Genomic DNA, 17,421 nt, shown 5'->3' with positions numbered 1-17,421 from the left:
GCACGCTATAATCTCTCTTTTGTTTTTTTATCACACGGCGGGGTGCTTATTAAAGGGGAACTTCGTACATTTGTGTGGACTTGTACGAACGTGTTTATGAAGAGATTTCGGAAGATTGGACTGGTGTGTGTGATGTGTGCCGTGTGTGGTATGCTGTGGCTTTCGTGCAAACGTCCGGTACATCAGAGGATGTATGCACACGTGGATTCATTGAACCGCGTGGCGTATGAGGCCCGTTACAAGGATCTTTCTTTATCTTCTAAGGCAGCTGCGGAAGCCTGGAAATTGTCCGACGGCTATGCGTCGGGCAGGGCAGAGGCATTGAACAACATGGGGTTTTGTGCATTCATGCGGATGGACTTCGAGCATGCAGCCCGTTTGTTCCGAAAGGCTTCAGAAACCAGTAACAACGAGATTGAGCGTCTGGTGGCCGATGTCGGGATGATGAAAATCTGTCAGCGTACTTCCATGAACAAGGAGTTCTACGATTATCATAACAGTGCATTGCAACGCATCCGGCGTCTTAATGAGGATCGTTCTTCGCTTGAAAAGAACGGTTTGGAAGGTCGGTTGAGTTATGCGCTTTCGGAGTTTTATATTGTTTCGGGAATTTATTATTATTATTTGCAGCAGGACAAGGAGTCCATGCAGGCTATCAATGCCGTGCCGGAAGAGGCTTTGAAAAACGACACGGCCCAATGGCTGTACTATGCGTATATGCGCGGGTCGGGTGGTATGTACGAGGCGCCTACACGTGAAGAAGTGACCATTGGAGAATTTGGCTATCTGGTGCAGTGTCTGCAGGTGGCCCAACTCAGGGGATATACTTATTTCGAGGCCAATGCGCTTCAGGCTATGGCTGAGTTGTTAGTGTTCCGAAGCAACCGTCTGTTGCTGAGCGAGAAGAGGGCGGGTATGCTCCGCCTGGTCAATCCGGATAACTTGCCGGTGGACAGTCTGCCGCTGGTCTTTGCCAAAGATGCGTTGGGCTTGTTTAAGCGTTATGGTGACTGGTATCAGATTTCGGGCACTTATCGTACCATTGCAACATTCTATAATTATACGGGACAGCCCGAAAAGGCTTTGGTCAATTTGAAGAGAGCTTTGAATTATGTTAATCTGCATCACGAGAAATATTATCATTGCAAGGATTCGCTCGACCGTTTGCAGGCCTATTTGCCGGGAGACGGTACTTCCATCGAATTGAAATGGATTAATGACGAGGGCATCAATACGGTACCCGAATGGATAGCCCGGTTGCGGGAACAGCTGAGTCGTACGTATTCTGCCATGGGATGCAAGGCGGAATCGGATTATAACCGCAATGTGTACCTGGATATTCTGGACTACACCCGGCAGGATAAGGAATTGGAAAGCCGTTTCCTGGCATTGGAAAAGGAGACCGGACAGCTGAATGTGCTGCTGTGGCTTGTGGCGGCGGGTTTTCTGGTGCTGGTCGTATTGTTTGTCTGGCTGAACCGTTCCTGGAGGGTGAAGAATACGATGTATCTCACGGAACTCAAACGCATTTTAGGACTTTGTCAACAGATTACGGGAGCGGTACCTGTTTCGGCAACCAGCCGGGAAGAGGTGGCCGATGCCGTAGTGAAGGTGATGAAACCGGAGCTGTCGGAATTGTTTGGGGTGCGTGACGTGTGCATTACATTCTGCGATGAGGAAGAGACGGAAGAAGAAACCGGGGAATTGCATGAGGGCCCTTCGTTGGTGTACGACCTTCAATTACCCGACAGGGAGGTGATTGTAGGAAAACTGTGGATGTGGTTTGCAGTTCCTGTGCGGAAGGAGGAGCAGACACTTATCCGATTGCTATTACCTTACCTGGCCTGGACGCTGGAACATGGCATGAACCTGGTTTCGTTAGGTGAGGAACAGCAGAGACTGGAAAAAGAACAGTACGTCCACGAGCTTCACCTGATGGAGAACAAGCGTCAGAATGAAGTGAAAAAGGCGTGTTTGTCGATTGTGACAGGAATCGTACCTTATATTGACCGTATGGTAAACGAGGTACGGAAGCTCCGTACACTTCCGGCAGCGAATGCAGAAGTTATACAGCAGGGGAAGTTAGGCTATATCGATGAGCTGGTGACCAAAATAAATGAATACAACGATATCCTGGCTTTATGGATTAAGATGCGGCAGGGTACGCTAAGTCTGAACATTGAAAACTTTGAGTTGCAGGAGTTGTTTGCAATGATTGCCAAGGGGCGTCGTTCGTTCGAACTGAAAAAACAGACACTGACCGTGGGAGAAACGACGGCCTGTGTGAAAGCAGATAAAGCATTGACACTCTTTATGATGAATACGCTGGTGGAAAATGCCCGTAAATATACGCAGGAAGGTGGAAAAGTGAGCCTTTCCGCAGAAGAAACACCCGACTATGTGGAGATTGCCGTGGAAGATAACGGACCGGGTCTTTCGGAAAAGGACCGTATGTGTATCCTGGGAGAGAAAGTGTACGATTCTGGAGCCATCGGTATGGATACTGCCACGGATACGGCAGAGTTGCAACGACAGAAGGGGCATGGTTTCGGACTGATGAATTGTAAGGGAATTATTGAAAAGTACCGGAAGACGAACAGCTTGTTTGCGGTTTGCCGGTTCGACATACAAAGTACGCCAGGAAAAGGCAGTCGCTTCTCTTTCCGTTTGCCCAAAGGAGCGCGGCGGATGGTCGGACTTTTGTGGATAGGTTTGTGCCTGTTGCTGGGAATGGCCTGTTCTTCTAAACCGGAGTCTGCCACGCATACGGTCAACAATGAAAAGGTGGCTCCGTATGACAGTTTGCTGGCCATTGCCAATGACTATGCCAATTGGGTGTATGAGTGCAATGTGAACGGCGACCATGCTACAGCGCTGGTATTAGCTGACAGTGTATTGTATTATATGAATGCCCATTATCTTCGTTATTCGGGAAAAAGCGGTCCGTTGCTTCGGCTGGAGAGTGAAGGAGAGGGGGCTGAGTTGACTTGGCTGGCCCAGTCGTTCGATACGGATTATTTTATTTTGCTGGATGTGCGTAATGAGGCAGCTGTGGCTTCATTGGCCGTAAAAGATTTCCGGAAATATCGCTATAATAATGCGGCTTACGCGGCTCTTTACAAACGTTTGAGCAAGGATAATTCTTTGGAGGAGTATTGCTTACAGATGCAGCGCTCGGCCAGCAACAAGCGTATTGCCTTGTCTTTGTTCGTGTTGCTGGTTTGCGGATGCCTGGTAGCCTATTATGCACTTTATCTTCGTCATCGTTTGCATTATCGTTACAACATGGAGCAGGTATTTGTGGTGAACCGTACCATCTTTTCGGCTGCCTCTTGTACGGAAGGACTCGGTGATGAGGTGCTGGACCGGATTGTCCGTAGCATGTTTAACGAGTTGAACGAGATGCTGCTGCTGGAGAATCTGGCATTGGCTGTGTATGACGAGGAAACCACTCACCTGAAAACGGCATGTTTTGCCACGGAAGAGAATGAGGAAGAATTGCATGAACGTCTTCAGCGGTGTTACGATTCGGGGCAGATGCAGTGGAGCGGTGTCATGAAATGGAGTTTCCTGCCTTTGTGGGTAGAAACAGGAGGCGACAAACATTGCGTGGGAGTATTGGCTTTGAAGCTGGCACGTGCCTATAGTCGGGAAGAAGACCGTTTGCTGGTTGAAATGGTATGTAACTATCTGGCGGTTATTTTGTATAATGCCATTGTACAGGTGAACCGGAAGTTTCATGACATTGAACTGGCTCAGGATGAGGCCCGTCGTTCACTCTTTGAGGAGAATCAACTGCATGTGCAGAATATGGTGCTCGACAACTGCCTTTCTACCATCAAGCATGAAACAATCTATTATCCGAGCCGAATCAAGCAAGTGGCCGATAAATTAAACGGTGAGGTTACGGCCGCACAACGGACGGAGTTGTTGGAGAATATGTCGGAACTGGTGGGGTATTACAAGGATATATTTACGCTCCTCAGTTCGTGTGCTTCGCGTCAGCTGGAGGAGGTTACTTTCCGTCGTACGGAAGTGGGGGTAGCCGAGCTGGCAGAGGGTGCGGAGAAATATTTGCGCAAGGTGATGCGCAAGCGTAATTTTACGCTGGAATGGCAGATGGATGTACCTTCACTATGGGTAACGGGCGACCGGGTTTTGTTGCTTTTCCTGCTCGAAAATCTGATTGATGAGGCAGTGCGTTATGAGGTTTCCGGAATCTTGCGCTTGGTAGCGAAAGCTGAAAACGGTTTTGTGCGCGTGGATTTCATTGATATGCGACGGACTTACTCTCAAGAGGAACTGAATGCCTTGTTTTATCCCGACAGAGAGCGGATGTGTCCCTCGGGTGACGGACAACGGCTGGCGGGCACAGAGTACTTGGTGTGCAAGCAGGTTATCCGTGACCATGACGAGTATGGCGGGCGAAGAGGCTGCCGTATCAATGCCAATCCTTGGCAGGGAGAAGGAGGAAAGGGATTCAGTGTGTGGTTTACCTTGCCGTTTAGACAAAAGAAATAACGAATTAGAATGAACATAAAATCAAGACAAAATGGAGAAGTTTAAGGTTGTCATAGTAGAAGATGTCAAACTGGAATTAAAGGGAACGGAAGAAATTTTCCGTCACGAAATACCGAATGCGGAGGTCATTGGTACGGCCATGACCGAGGAAGAGTTCTGGAAATTGATGGAGACATGTACGCCCGATATGGTGTTGCTTGACTTGGGGTTGGGAGGTTCTACCACCATTGGCGTGGAGATTTGCGCCCGTCTTCATCGGGAACGTCCGGAGCTGAAGGTGCTTATTTTCACCGGAGAAATTCTGAACGAGAAACTTTGGGTGGATGCGCTTCGGGCTGGGGCAGTAGGCATCATCTTGAAGACCGGTGAACTGTTGACTGCGACCGATGTGCAGGCCGTCATGGATGGAAAGAAGATGGTATTTAACGAGCCGATACTGGAAAAGATTGTAGCCCGTTTCATGCAGACGGTGGAAGTGGAACAGCGTCGTCAGGAGGCAATTATCGATTATGACATTGACGAGTACGACGAACGACTTCTCCGTCATCTGGCACTGGGCTATACCAAAGAAATGATAACCAACCTTAAAGGTATGCCTTTTGGTGTAAAATCGATTGAGAAAAGGCAGAATGAACTTGTAAACCGGTTGTTCCGCTCTGATGAACGGACTGGAGTCAATGCCTGTCGCCTGGTAACACGTGCGTTTGAGCTGCGCATACTTGACATCGACAATCTGGAACCCGATGAAGAATAAATTCAATCTGCATCCGGCCACCTGCTTCCTGTTGCTGTTTTTGCTGGCTGCCTTGTTGTCATGGACCGGCAGTATTTATGAGTGGGAAGGTGTACGCAGTCTTTTGAGTGACGAAGGACTGCGATGGCTCTTGCGTACGCTTTTAGATGATTATATTCTTTCTCCCGTATTTCAGGCCGTGGTGTGTCTTTTCTTTGGAGGAGGCCTATTTCTCCATTCCGGATTGGGTGATGCCTGTCACAGGATGGTGTCGGGCACCCGAAAATTTTCCCGAAAGGAGAAACGTGGAATGGGACTGGCTGCCGTCACTTTTTTAGTGTACGTCGGACTGTGTGTCTTGCTGGCTTTTGGTCCTTGGAATACGGTGCGTAGTGCCATCGGTACGTTGTCTGATTCTCCGTTGGCCGATGGATTCTGGGGAGTGTGTTCGTTAGGGGTAGCTCTGCCTTCTATCGTGTATGGTTTTGCTTCTGATTCCTATCTAGACGATTCGGATGTAGTAGAAGGAATGGCTTATCTTTACAAGAACCGGGCTACGTACTTTGTCGTGCTTCTTTTCATTACGCTTTTTTTCTCTTCGCTGGAGTTCAGCGGGCTGACAGATTATGCTGGATTGCCGGATGAAGTATGTCGCGGTGCTTATCTGCTTTGCTGTGTGCTTTTTCTTTTGTAAAAAATAGGGCTGTTTCCTCTGAAACGATTATCTTTGCCCACGTTATTTTCAACAAAAACCGGAATAAACGTATAAAATGAAAAAAATTGTATTATTTGCAGCAGCCGGACTGATGTCTTTGGCTGCTTGTCAGGAAAAAGCAGGCTATATCATTAAGGGTACAGCCGAAGGTGTGGCCGATGGCGATACCGTATTCTTGCAGAAACAGACAGAAGAAGGTTTTGAAGCACTGGATTCTGTAGTTGTAAAAAACGGTACTTTTGAGTTTAAGGGAACTCCCGATTCAGTGGCTGTATCTCGTTTTGTAACTTACATGAAGGGAGATGCCCGTATGGCTGCCATGGTGTTTGTAGAAAAAGGAAACATTCAGGTAAATCTGAGCCCGATGGAAAGCCGTATTTCAGGAACACCCAACAACGATACTTATCAGAAATTCATGGATGAATACCAGAAGATTGGTAAGGAAATGAATGACATGTATCAGAAGATTAAGGGTGATACCTTGCTGACTGAAGTTCAGCGTGATTCACTGATGGAAGTACTCGACAAGAAAGAGACAGAAGGTATGGACAGTATTTATCAGCTCGTGTCTGAGAATATTGCTAGTGCCGCAGGGGTACACTTGCTGACCATGTTCGGTTCTTCTTTTGAAGTAGAAAAAGTACAGCCTTTGCTGGAAAAAGTTCCGGCTGCTTTTGCTGAAAATGAAGAGGTAAAGGCTTTGAAGGAACATGTAGAGACAGTGGCTAAGACAGCTGTAGGAAAGAAATTTATCGATTTTACGCTGAATACGCCAGAAGGCAAACCGGTGAAATTGTCTGACTTCATTGCTGCCAACAACTATACACTGATTGATTTCTGGGCCAGCTGGTGCGGACCTTGCCGCATGGAAATGCCGAATGTAGTAGCTGCTTATGCAAAATATAAGGCAAAAGGCTTCGGCATTGTAGGTGTATCTTTGGATAACGATGTAGAAAGCTGGAAGAAGGCAATCAAAGATTTGAACATCACTTGGCCGCAGATGTCTGACCTGAAAGGTTGGCAGTGTGAAGGTGCGGCTTTGTATGGCGTGCGTGCCATCCCGGCTACTTTGCTGGTTTCAAAAGACGGTACAATCGTAGCCCGTGACTTGCGTGGTGAGGACTTGGAAGCAAAACTTGCAGAACTGATGAAATAATCAGTTTCTTTAAAGTAAGAACTTATTATAAAAGAAACGCGGACCTTTTTACAGAGAGGCTCGCGTTTTTTATGGGTATGTGAAGTAAGTTCTTTATACTTCCATCATTTTCTTCAATTTTCCTGAGAGCAGGAAAAGGATAACGGCAGCTGATCCGCTCATGAACACGAAAAGCATGAAGAAGTCGAACAGATTTTCAATGGGATAGCCCATGAAACTTTTGCTTACCCCATGTTCCGGATAGTAACCGCTCAGCAGACCAGCAAACTTGTTGGCAGCCGAGGTACTCAGGTACCATACACCCATCAGCAATGAAGAAAAACGGGCTGGTGACAGTTTGTACACCAATGAAAGTCCGATAGGGGCCAGACAGAGTTCGCCCATGGTGTGAATCAGATAAAGACCGGTGAGCCATACCATGCTGACTTTCACACCCGGCTCAATATCTTTCACTCCGAAGGCAATAAACAGATAGCCTAACGCTAACAATCCCAGTCCGATGGCTTGCTTGCGGGGAGAACTTGGCTCAATGCCTCTTTTACCCAAGAATGACCATACTGCTGCAAAGATTGGGGCCAGTGTCACAATCATAATAGGGTTGAACGATTGGAAGTAGGCAGCTGGCATTTCCCATCCTCCGATGTGGCGGTCGGTCTGTTCGTCGGCAAAGAAGGTGAGTGAAGCACCGGCCTGTTCGTAGGCTGCCCAGAAGAAGATAACGAAAAATGCAATGATGTAAATCACTCCGATACGCAACTTTTCATGTCGGTTCAGTGAGTGATCAGTAATGATAATCACCGGCATGACGACGGTAGTGGCGTAAATCAGTGAACCAATCCAATCGGCATCGGCAAACAGGTGCGCGCTGTCTGCATTCCAGTTGATGGAGAAAAGCAAGGTAAGCAGGAGGGTGCTTCCGAGCATCAGAAGGGTGCGCGAAGTGGACTTCTGCGAAGAAGTTTCTGATTGCTGTGCGGTTGATGCGCTTCTTTGTGGGGCAACACCTACTGGATTGCCATCGGGGTCGCATATGTATTTGTTCTTGAAAATCTGGAATGCGGTTGCTCCCAGTATCATGCCGATGCAGGCAGCTAAGAATCCCCATTTGAAGTCCTCCGGATGTCCGGTGTTTCCTACGAGTCCGCATACCAGCGGGGCGAGGGTAGAGCCTACGTTCACTCCCATATAGAAGATGGTGAAGGCCGAGTCCTTGCGGTTGTCATCGGGTGTATAGAGCCGTCCCACCATGGTCGAGATATTGGGTTTGAAAAAACCGTTTCCTAAAATCAGCAGTCCCAGTCCGCAAAACATCAGGTATTTGGCCAATGCTACCTCCTGAAAATAGCAGGCACTGAGGAATAGAAGGAACTGACCGAGTGCCATGGTCAGTGCGCCAACCACGATGGATCGCCGGTTGCCCCAGTAGCGGTCGGCAATGTATCCGCCGATGAGCGGGGTGAGATACACCAGCCCCGTGTAACTGCCATACACTTGTGAAGCCATTTCCTTGTCGAAAAGCAACGCCTGTACCATGTAAAGCATGAACAGCGCGCGCATGCCGTAGTAACTGAACCGTTCCCACATCTCAGTTACGAAGAGTAAATAAAGTCCTTTTGGATGCCCTTTTGTTTGATTCATTCTGTTTTTATTGATAAAATGTTAGTAAATTGATTGTTTTTGCAAAAATAGAAAATCATTCTTATCCCTGCAAATGAAAAAGCCATCTCAGAGGGTGAGATGGCTTTCAAGTATAACGTAATTGTATGGATTTATCAGTGAATCGTAACCTGATCCAGTTGCTGGTAAGTGGCAGTGATGCGTTCCATGAATTCGGAAGTAGGAGCTACTGCCATAAGTTGCAGCATCAGGTCGTTTACATCAGCTTTGCTGTCAAGCTTGAGTGCGCGTGTCAGGTCGTCGAGTGACTCTTCATAGCGTTCAGTTTCAAAATAGAGTTGTGCGCGTGATTTGTAGTTTTCCACATCCTCCGGATTCAGACGAATTGCTTCATTCAGGTCTGCTTCGGCACGTTCCCACATTTTCAGATTGCTTAGCAGCACGCCTCTAGAATAGTGTGCAAATGAACGGTATTCTGTATCGGCTTCTGGAATAAGTTCCAGACTGGAGTTCAATGCCTGCAGTGCCAGTTTGGTATCATTGCAGAAGTTGCAGATAAGTGCCATGTAGCAATGTGCATATCCGTTGTCAGGGTGCTCATTGATTTCTGCATTCAAATAAGTATAAGCCGCTTCAGGGTTTCCTTCATTGAGAGCTTCTACTCCTTTTACATAGTTTTCGCTTTCAGGGCGTTGAATATTTTCTCCATACATTTGTATAGTAGAAATAAAACAGCAAATCAGAATTGCTGAGAGTGTTTTCATGGTGGCTTTCATAGAGTCTAGTTTTATTAACGGGCGCAAATCTATAAACTTTTTGTTATTCTGCAAAGATTTTGTAGAAAATATTACAATGAGATGAAGGTAATCCGTAAAAACTTCCCTATATTTGCAGTGTAGAAAAATCAGAATATTTTAAAAGGTATATTGAATAAGTATAGATTCTAATTAAATAATATAATAAACCTAATTTATTTGCTAACCATGAAGTCACTTAATGAAATTATTGCACAATTTCCGGAGGTTGGAAAGGTAGGGGAAATAATTCCTTTGACAGCCGGTTTGATTAATCAGACTTATAAAGTTCAGACAGAAGATCCGCAGGCTTGCGATTACATATTGCAGTGTGTCAATCATCAGGTTTTCAAGGATGTGGAACTTCTTCAACACAACATTGAATGTGTGACTCGTCATATTCGCGAGAAACTGAAAAAGGCTCATGAAACGGATATAGACCGCAAAGTCCTCCGCTTTGTACCGACTGCCGAAGGAAAAACATATTATTTTGATGGCGAACGCTACTGGCGTGTGTGTGTGTTCATTCCGGAATCACAAACACTGGAAGCGGTAACTCCCGAATCTTCTTATCTGGTAGGTGTGAAATTTGGTGAGTTTGAAGCCATGTTGGCCGACCTGCCTGAAAAGTTAGGGGAAACCATTCCCGATTTCCATAATATGGAATTCCGTATGCAGCAGTTGCGTGAAGCTGTGGCGCAGAATGCAGCCGGACGTATGGAGAAGGTACAGTCACTGGTAGATGATATTGAGAAAGATGCAGATGAAATGTGTGCTGCAGAACGTCTGTATCGGGAAGGAAAACTTCCGAAACGTATCTGCCATTGTGATACGAAGGTATCCAACATGTTGTTTGATAAAGATGGAAACGTATTGTGCGTAATCGATTTGGATACGACCATGCCAAGTTTCGTCTTCTCTGATTTCGGTGATTTCCTTCGTTCTGCCGGAAATACGGCTCCTGAAGATGAACCTGACTTGAACAAGATTCATTTCAACATGGATATTTTCCGTGCCTTTGCCAAGGGATACATCGAATCGGCCAAGAGTTTCCTTACTCCGCTGGAGATAGAAATGCTGCCATACGCTGTGATGTTGTTCCCATATATGCAGGCAGTACGTTTCCTGGCTGACTATATCAACGGGGATACATATTATCAGATAAAATATGCCGAACACAACTATGTGCGTACACTGGCACAGTATAAGCTGTATCAGGAAGCACGTCGTGCAGTTCCTGAAATGAAGGAATATATTTCTTCCCTGCTGTAAGCAGATTTTAAAAGGATATGAGAATAGGGACCGTCTTTATGTAAAACAAGGCGGTTCCTATTCTTTTTTATAGATACCAAATCGTTTCAATTGTGTATATAAGTATTTTAATCTGATTAAGATTGTGAAGGTATAATAAAAATAGTATTTTTACCGTTTAATAGTTTAATCGATGTGTTCAAAGAACAACAAGTAACGCAATGAAATAGGATGGAAAAACGTAGGAAAAGAAGAAGTGCAGAAGATGTGGAGAAATCGATTTGGGAGGCAGCCACTACTTTAATACAAAAAGATGGATTCAGTTGTTTGACCGCTACGGGTATAATGCAGGAAGCTGAAATAGAGCCTGTACAGTTTTATAGGAGATACAAGGATCTTGATGCATTTATTGATGAGTATGTTAAGAAATTTGATTATTGGTTTAGTGATGTGATTAAAGTTGCTGATCTAGGTAAGAATGGTCAGGAATATTATGAGAACATTCTATGTAATCTTTTCAATTCTTTATGGGATAATAAAATCATGCAAGAGTTGTTAAGATGGGAAATAGCAACGGATAATGAAATAAGTCACCGTACAGCCCAGTTAAGAGAATTGCATACTCTTCCTTTGTGTAAGAAATTTGCAAATCTGTTCTCGGATTCAGATACAGACATTGTAGCTATCTCAGCCTTGATAGTTGGAGGAGTTTACTATATGACACTTCATGACAGACTATCAGAGTTTAGCGGAATTAATCTTGGTAAAGAGCCGGATAAAGAAAGGATTTTAAAGGCTATTAAACATCTTTCCAGTTTATTGTTTCATGATCAATCCAAGTCTTCCGTTGTAAGTATTGCAATCGCGATGAAAAGGGATTCTGTCTCATCCGAAAAAATTTCCGAATATACAGGGATTCCTTTACAAATTGTTGAGGAACTTTGAAAATTCAGGCGGAAAATAATTACTTTAAAGAGAGTCTTGGATGGTAAAAAGTACCTTTGGGGAAGAGGCGTTTTGGATGTGATACTTTTGTTTTTTAGTCTATGTCGGGTTGGAATAATCTCTAAATAGAAATAAATTGTGCTATGATTTTTTACTTAAGATGTTGATTATTAATTGTATACTGACGTGTGATTGCCTCGCGAAATTTTAATTTTGCGAAATCTTCTTTATATTATATTTGAAATATCGAACTTAAATGATGGCTTAAGTGTAAATTCTCGAAAATTACGTAAAGGACAACTATTACGATATATAAATACAATATTGATTGTATATATTTGTGCCGTTTTCTTTTTCTTCGTAGGAAGAAGAGGCATGAAAGTAAGTTTAAAATTCTAAATTAGAAAATTATGAAGAAAAAAGTCGTAATGGTTTGTATGCTGATGACAAGCATCTGTAGTTTGTATGCTCAAAATGTGACATTGGCTCCTGAAATGGGTATTTCTGCTGTACAGAGATACGGATGGGGACAAGAATGGAGACCTTCTGCAAAAATTGGTGTTTCTGTAGATTTTAATTTGACCAATCATTTTGGTATAGAATCGGGATTGTTCTATACATTTAGAGGCTATTCTATTTCCAATGGAGGAACTTATAGCAATGGAAAGTTTACATGGACGGAAAATGTGTCACAGACAAGACATTTTTTACAAATTCCAGTGCTGGCTCAATTTAGATGGACTTTGAATAAGAATACGAAAATGTTTTTTGGCGTAGGACCTTATGTTGCTTTCTGTTTGAAAAACCGCTTTGATAGTAATCCTTATTACATGAATGGAGCTTATCCAGGGAAATATGAACAGTATTACGATGGTTTTATGTATGGAGAGGATGCAATGGGCAATTCCAATCTTTTTCTTTATGAAGAGGCTCGAAACTTTGATTGGGGAGTATCTTCAAATATAGGCATAGAAACTAATCATTGGTATGCGAAGCTACAATATGATCTTTCGCTGGGTAAGGAAGGTAAAAATGACGTAATTGGGGCCAACTATCACACTCTAACTCTTTCTGTGGGATATAAATTTGGTTTATGATTTGATTCAATTCAGTATTTGTATTCCTGATTACGAGAAAGAAGAGATTGTCTCAAATATATGTGAAAATTAATCTAATTCCTCTTTTTCAAACCTCTTTTGAACTTAGGTAAAAACGATCCTACGTTTCATTCAAAACGCAAGTGCATTTTAGATAAAACGTCAAAGCGTTTTGGTTGAAACGCACTTGCGTTTAAAAGAAAACGCCCTTGCGTTTGGTAACGAACGCAAGGACGTTTTTTTTTATTCATTTCAGTCAATATTTCCTATGGTAAATTTCTCAGGGTGTTTTCCTTTGAAATCCTTGAAATATAACTTGATTTCCTTCATGTCTTTTTCAATGTCACCCGTGGGCAAGAGGTATTTTCCTGCTGTAATGCACTTCTTTTCATAATCTATTCCAATCAATACAATCGGAATTTTTGCCCCCAAGGCAATGTAATAGAATCCCTTTTTCCAGTCGGGATTAGCCGAACGTGTTCCTTCCGGTGTAATGGCCAGATGGAATGTGTCACTTTTTTCAATGCGTTGCACCAGTTGGTCTACCATAGAAGTACGCTTGTCGCGGTGTACGGGGATACCTCCCATTTTTCGGAATATGATTCCCAACGGGAAGAAGAACCATTCCTTTTTCATCAGAAAACCCGATTCACGCCCTATGGCTGTGATAAACAATTTTCCGATAAACAAGTCCCAGTTGGTGGTATGCGGAGCCGCACAGATGATGCACTTTTTAAAATCGGGTACATTTACTTCTGCTTTCCAGCCCAGCAGTTTGTGGTAGATAAACCGGCAGATAGCTTGTTTCATGTGTGTTATTTCGACAGTTCTTCCAGTTTCTTGAACACGTTGTCTACTTCAGCATTGAAGTCCGCTCTCAGTTTTTTGTAGAACAGTTTCACGCTGCCCGGCTCTGTGTGGCTGATGCGGCTGATGATGTCATTACGCAGGTTGATAATCTGCAGGAATACTTCGCTGTAAGCTTCCCGTTTTTCTGCATTTGCGTTTGCTGATTCCACCAGGCAGAGTCCTGCTGCCAGTTCTGTAATATAATTGACTGTTTTTTTCAATGATCTTCTACTAGCCATAATTCTAAAGTTTTTAGTTAATAAAAAATGATTATGGTGTAAAGATACGATTTCTTTTGGAATATCCATGAAACAGTACCCGATTCTTGTAGATAAAAACATTCCGTACTGCTCCGGCGACCTGTATTGAGTGAAGAATTTGTCACCGGAACGTACGGAATGAAATTAGTAAAGAGAGATCTATAGGTTGTCCTTTATAAAAGGCAAAGTGTTAGTTCGCAAATAGCATGTTGAATTCTTTTTTTATCAAATGTTTCTTGGCTGTTACTGCCGCACTTCTTCCCGGTTCGATACCTTCATTGATGGTGAATTCCATTATTTTGGTAGCTCCTATCAGTTCATCGTCAATTTCGTTGTCGGGCGTTCCTATAGGAAATACTCCAGATGTCGGGTTACTTCCTGATTTAGGAGTAACTGCTATACCTTTGTAAGTAACTCTGACGGTATAGTTTGTGGCAATAGAGGGGTCACAGTTTGCAAACATATTTACCCATACCTGATATGTTCCTTTTTGCATGCAATCTGTTTTGAAGAAAATGTTTTCACTGTTTTTCCAGTCAATGTCGCAGCCTGCATTGGAGTCAATATCCAATCCGATTTTTCCCCATTCAACATCTGGTTCATTTTCATAATCATCACTTTCCAGCCAGTCATTGATAATTTCGTATTCTTTTGAATAATAGGGGAAAGGCTGACCGTAATAAATGACATTTCCGTTGGGTTCTACGACATACAAATCCACGTCTTTTTCATTACTGAAACGCAGGTTGACTTGTAAATCGCCTGTACCGGCTTCTATGTAGTTGGTTTCACTTGTAAATTGAGAGGAAACTTCACCTTGTTTGTTTACTGTGGTAAATACAAGCGTGAAGCTGCTATTCAGATTCTGGCTTAATAATACAAGCACAGTATAGGTGTAGATTCCATTATTTGTGGTGGCACGTCCTTGTACGTTTGCTGGTGCATCTAACTTTACTTTAAGGTATCCGGATTCTCCTTCTACACCGATATTTACATAGTCTAATTCTTCATAGGAATTTAATGTAAGATAGGATGTTCCTCCAGGAAGAGCTGCTTTATCAAAAGTAGCAGTTTGAAGCATGGGAGTGTCTCCTACAGGCATACTTCCTTCTGTGTATTCACTGTTGTCTACATCAATAAACTGGTCTTGCAATGCGCTTTTGCCTGGTTCATCGTCACTTCCGCAGGCATACAGAGCCATGGCACAAAATACAATACTGAATAGTTTGAGAAGTTGTTTCATAGTGTTTTTCATTTTATACGCCTATTCCCCTGATGCGAGTGATAAAATATGCGAACGCAGGGAATATTCCTTGTAGAAAGGAATGTGTTCGCTTTTTGATTTTTTTATTTCCAACTGCAAACGTTTTTGTTGTTTTTCATTTTTCTCAAAAGTAATTGTATTTTTGTTTTAAAACAAATTCAAATAAGTTCAAATTGTTTGTGATTGTTGTGATTTTGAAACTATTTGTGCGAATTTGTGGACTATGCGGGCGAAAAATCTATGATATTTTAGCTGAATATTTTTTACCTTTGCAGCATGGAATAAGGACGTTATGAAACGAATATTGATTTATACAGGTGCAGGCTTGCTGCTGTTATTGCTGTTACTGGCCGGTGGACTATGGATTTTCCGTAACTGTATCTTGAACCGGATGGCAGAAAGAAAGATTACTCAAGTGGAGGAGCGGTACGGACTGGAAGTGCATTATGATGAGTTGCGCTTTGAGGGAACCGGATGTCTTTTCCTGAACGGGCTGTCAGTTGTTCCCGAGGAGAGGGATACATTATTGACACTTCGGTCGGCCACGTTTAATTTAGGCTTCTGGCAATTGCTGAAAGGAAATGTGGAGGTGATGGATGTGGCGTTGGACGGATTGACGGTGGATTTTGTTAAAGAGAACCAGCAGGCTAATTATGATTTCTTGTTCCGAAGCAGATCGAATGGTGAAAAAGAAACGGAACGGGTTCCCGAAAAGGCGGGATATGACAAGCGTGTGCAAACCTTGCTGAATGGAGTGTTCCGTTTGTTGCCTTCTGAGGGGCGTCTCACCCGTCTGCATGTGTGCGAACGGAAGGACAGCGATTCCGTCAGCCTGTATGTACCGGAATTCAATATTGAGAATCACCGGTTCCGTAGCCAGCTTACTTTTGTAGAAGAAGGACATACACAGCATTGGGAAACGGAGGGAGAAATCAATTCCGGTGAGCGCCGTGTGTCGGTCTGCATTCAGGCACCTGAACTGACTGTGCCTTACATTCGCCGCCGTTTGGGAGCGGAAGTGGCCTTCGAACGGTTGTGGTTAAGTTTCACGCAGCAGGAGGAAGATGAGAAAATGGTGTTGCTTGGTCAGACGGAGGTAGACGGACTGAAAGTCTTCCATCGTCGCTTGTCGCCGGAGCGTATTAACCTGAATCATGGGAAGCTGGATTTTCAGTTGAATGTGGAACCGCATGCCCTGGAACTGGACAGTTGTAGTACGATACGTTTCAATGACTTGCAGTTTCATCCCTACCTGCGGGTAGAACCGCCCAGCCACCTTATGGCTTCCATACATCAACCCCAGTTTCCGGCTAAGGAGCTTTTCAACTCCCTTCCGCATGGACTTTTCGAGAACCTGGAAGGGATTCGTGTGGAAGGAGAATTGGCATACGATTTCGAACTGGATGCCGATTTGGCTCGTCCTGACAGCCTGAAGTTTTATTCCGACCTGCGTCCGCAGCATTTCCAGATACTGGGTTACGGAACAACCAATCTTGGTAAGATGTCTGAAGAGTTTGAGTATACGGCTTACGAGAATGAAATGCCTGTACGTACTTTTCCGGTGGGGCCGTCGTGGAATCATTTCCTTCCTCTTGACAGTGTGCCTCAGCTGATGCGCATGGCCGTATTGCAGAGCGAGGACGGAGGATTCTTTTATCATCAGGGATTCCTTCCCGACGCCATTCGTGAAGCGATGGTTTACGATTTGAAAGAACGTCGCTTTGCGCGCGGAGGAAGTACAATTTCCATGCAGCTGGTCAAGAATGTGTTTCTGAATCGTCGGAAAAATATCGCGCGTAAACTGGAGGAAGCATTGATTGTCTGGCTGATAGAACAGAACCGGCTTACCTCAAAGGAACGTATGTTTGAGGTGTATCTCAATATCGCCGAATGGGGACCGGGAGTGTATGGGCTGTTAGAGGCATCAGAGTTTTATTTTGGCAAGCGTCCGTCGCAACTGACGCTGGAAGAATGTATTTACTTGGCTTCCATTATTCCGAAGCCGAAGCATTATCGCAGTTCATTCGAAGCTAATGGACGGTTGAAAGAAAATCAGGAGGGACACTTCCGGCTGGTAGCCCGCAGAATGGCGGCCAAGGGAGTAATTTCGGAAGCAGCTGCAGAAGGAGTCGACTTGTCGCGTGTGGTGTTGACCGGAGAAGCTGGAAAATGTTTCGCTGACAGTCTCAGCTTCTCTACGCCACAGCCTGTTCCCTGAG

General features: G+C 44.2%; 13 protein-coding genes. 8 read left to right on the top strand and 5 right to left on the bottom strand.

Annotation, left to right across the window (positions count from 1 at the left end):
* Positions 1-96 precede the first annotated feature (96 nt).
* From DXD04_RS08765 to DXD04_RS08750, 4 genes are all read left to right on the top strand, one after another.
* Positions 97-4,521, top strand: coding sequence for a DUF5112 domain-containing protein (locus tag DXD04_RS08765; RefSeq protein WP_117672669.1), 4,425 nt, complete (start codon positions 97-99; stop codon positions 4,519-4,521).
* 31 nt (positions 4,522-4,552) lie between these two features.
* Positions 4,553-5,275, top strand: a complete 723-nt coding sequence (locus tag DXD04_RS08760; RefSeq protein WP_007561928.1) for a DUF5932 domain-containing protein — start codon at positions 4,553-4,555, stop codon at positions 5,273-5,275.
* Positions 5,265-5,948: an AbgT family transporter gene (locus tag DXD04_RS08755; protein ID WP_117672667.1), complete on the top strand. Its 684-nt coding sequence runs from the start codon at positions 5,265-5,267 to the stop codon at positions 5,946-5,948. The genes DXD04_RS08760 and DXD04_RS08755 overlap by 11 nt, the downstream gene beginning before the upstream one ends.
* A gap of 76 nt (positions 5,949-6,024) precedes the next feature.
* Positions 6,025-7,125: a TlpA disulfide reductase family protein gene (locus DXD04_RS08750; RefSeq protein ID WP_117672665.1), complete on the top strand. Its 1,101-nt coding sequence runs from the start codon at positions 6,025-6,027 to the stop codon at positions 7,123-7,125.
* A 93-nt stretch (positions 7,126-7,218) separates the two neighbouring features.
* On the opposite strand, the gene DXD04_RS08745 is transcribed toward DXD04_RS08750, so the two are convergent.
* Together DXD04_RS08745 and DXD04_RS08740 are read right to left on the bottom strand one after the other, a co-directional pair.
* Positions 7,219-8,763, bottom strand: a complete 1,545-nt coding sequence (locus tag DXD04_RS08745) for a peptide MFS transporter (protein WP_117672663.1) — start codon at positions 8,761-8,763, stop codon at positions 7,219-7,221.
* Between the two features lie 134 nt (positions 8,764-8,897).
* Positions 8,898-9,518 (bottom strand): tetratricopeptide repeat protein, encoded by a 621-nt coding sequence (locus DXD04_RS08740; protein WP_117672661.1) that lies wholly within the window; start codon positions 9,516-9,518, stop codon positions 8,898-8,900.
* A 207-nt stretch (positions 9,519-9,725) separates the two neighbouring features.
* Between DXD04_RS08740 and DXD04_RS08735 the strand changes: the two genes are divergently transcribed.
* From DXD04_RS08735 to DXD04_RS08725, 3 genes are all read left to right on the top strand, one after another.
* The gene (locus DXD04_RS08735) at positions 9,726-10,808 is read left to right on the top strand and encodes a phosphotransferase enzyme family protein (protein WP_117672659.1); all 1,083 of its coding nucleotides are present in this window, start codon (positions 9,726-9,728) and stop codon (positions 10,806-10,808) included.
* A gap of 210 nt (positions 10,809-11,018) precedes the next feature.
* The gene (locus DXD04_RS08730) at positions 11,019-11,732 is read left to right on the top strand and encodes a TetR/AcrR family transcriptional regulator (protein ID WP_117672657.1); all 714 of its coding nucleotides are present in this window, start codon (positions 11,019-11,021) and stop codon (positions 11,730-11,732) included.
* 410 nt (positions 11,733-12,142) lie between these two features.
* The gene (locus DXD04_RS08725; RefSeq protein ID WP_117672655.1) at positions 12,143-12,829 is read left to right on the top strand and encodes a porin family protein; all 687 of its coding nucleotides are present in this window, start codon (positions 12,143-12,145) and stop codon (positions 12,827-12,829) included.
* Positions 12,830-13,081: 252 nt separating this feature from the next.
* On the opposite strand, the gene DXD04_RS08720 is transcribed toward DXD04_RS08725, so the two are convergent.
* From DXD04_RS08720 to DXD04_RS08710, 3 genes are all read right to left on the bottom strand, one after another.
* Positions 13,082-13,639 (bottom strand): 1-acyl-sn-glycerol-3-phosphate acyltransferase, encoded by a 558-nt coding sequence (locus DXD04_RS08720; protein ID WP_007561940.1) that lies wholly within the window; start codon positions 13,637-13,639, stop codon positions 13,082-13,084.
* A 5-nt stretch (positions 13,640-13,644) separates the two neighbouring features.
* Positions 13,645-13,917, bottom strand: a complete 273-nt coding sequence (locus DXD04_RS08715; protein ID WP_022053139.1) for a hypothetical protein — start codon at positions 13,915-13,917, stop codon at positions 13,645-13,647.
* Between the two features lie 211 nt (positions 13,918-14,128).
* On the bottom strand, positions 14,129-15,181 hold the full coding sequence (locus tag DXD04_RS08710) for a hypothetical protein (protein ID WP_147330757.1): 1,053 nt from the start codon (positions 15,179-15,181) through the stop codon (positions 14,129-14,131).
* Positions 15,182-15,494: 313 nt separating this feature from the next.
* Between DXD04_RS08710 and DXD04_RS08705 the strand changes: the two genes are divergently transcribed.
* Positions 15,495-17,420 carry a biosynthetic peptidoglycan transglycosylase gene (locus DXD04_RS08705; protein ID WP_117672652.1) on the top strand — a complete coding sequence of 642 codons (1,926 nt, stop codon included), beginning with the start codon at positions 15,495-15,497 and terminating at the stop codon, positions 17,418-17,420.
* Position 17,421 lies beyond the last annotated feature (1 nt).

This window comes from Phocaeicola plebeius, from assembly GCF_003437535.1.
Taxonomy (GTDB): Bacteria; Bacteroidota; Bacteroidia; order Bacteroidales; family Bacteroidaceae; genus Phocaeicola; species Phocaeicola plebeius_A.
Note: the sequence above shows the minus strand (reverse complement) of the source record. Positions and strands in the feature narration are given on the sequence as shown.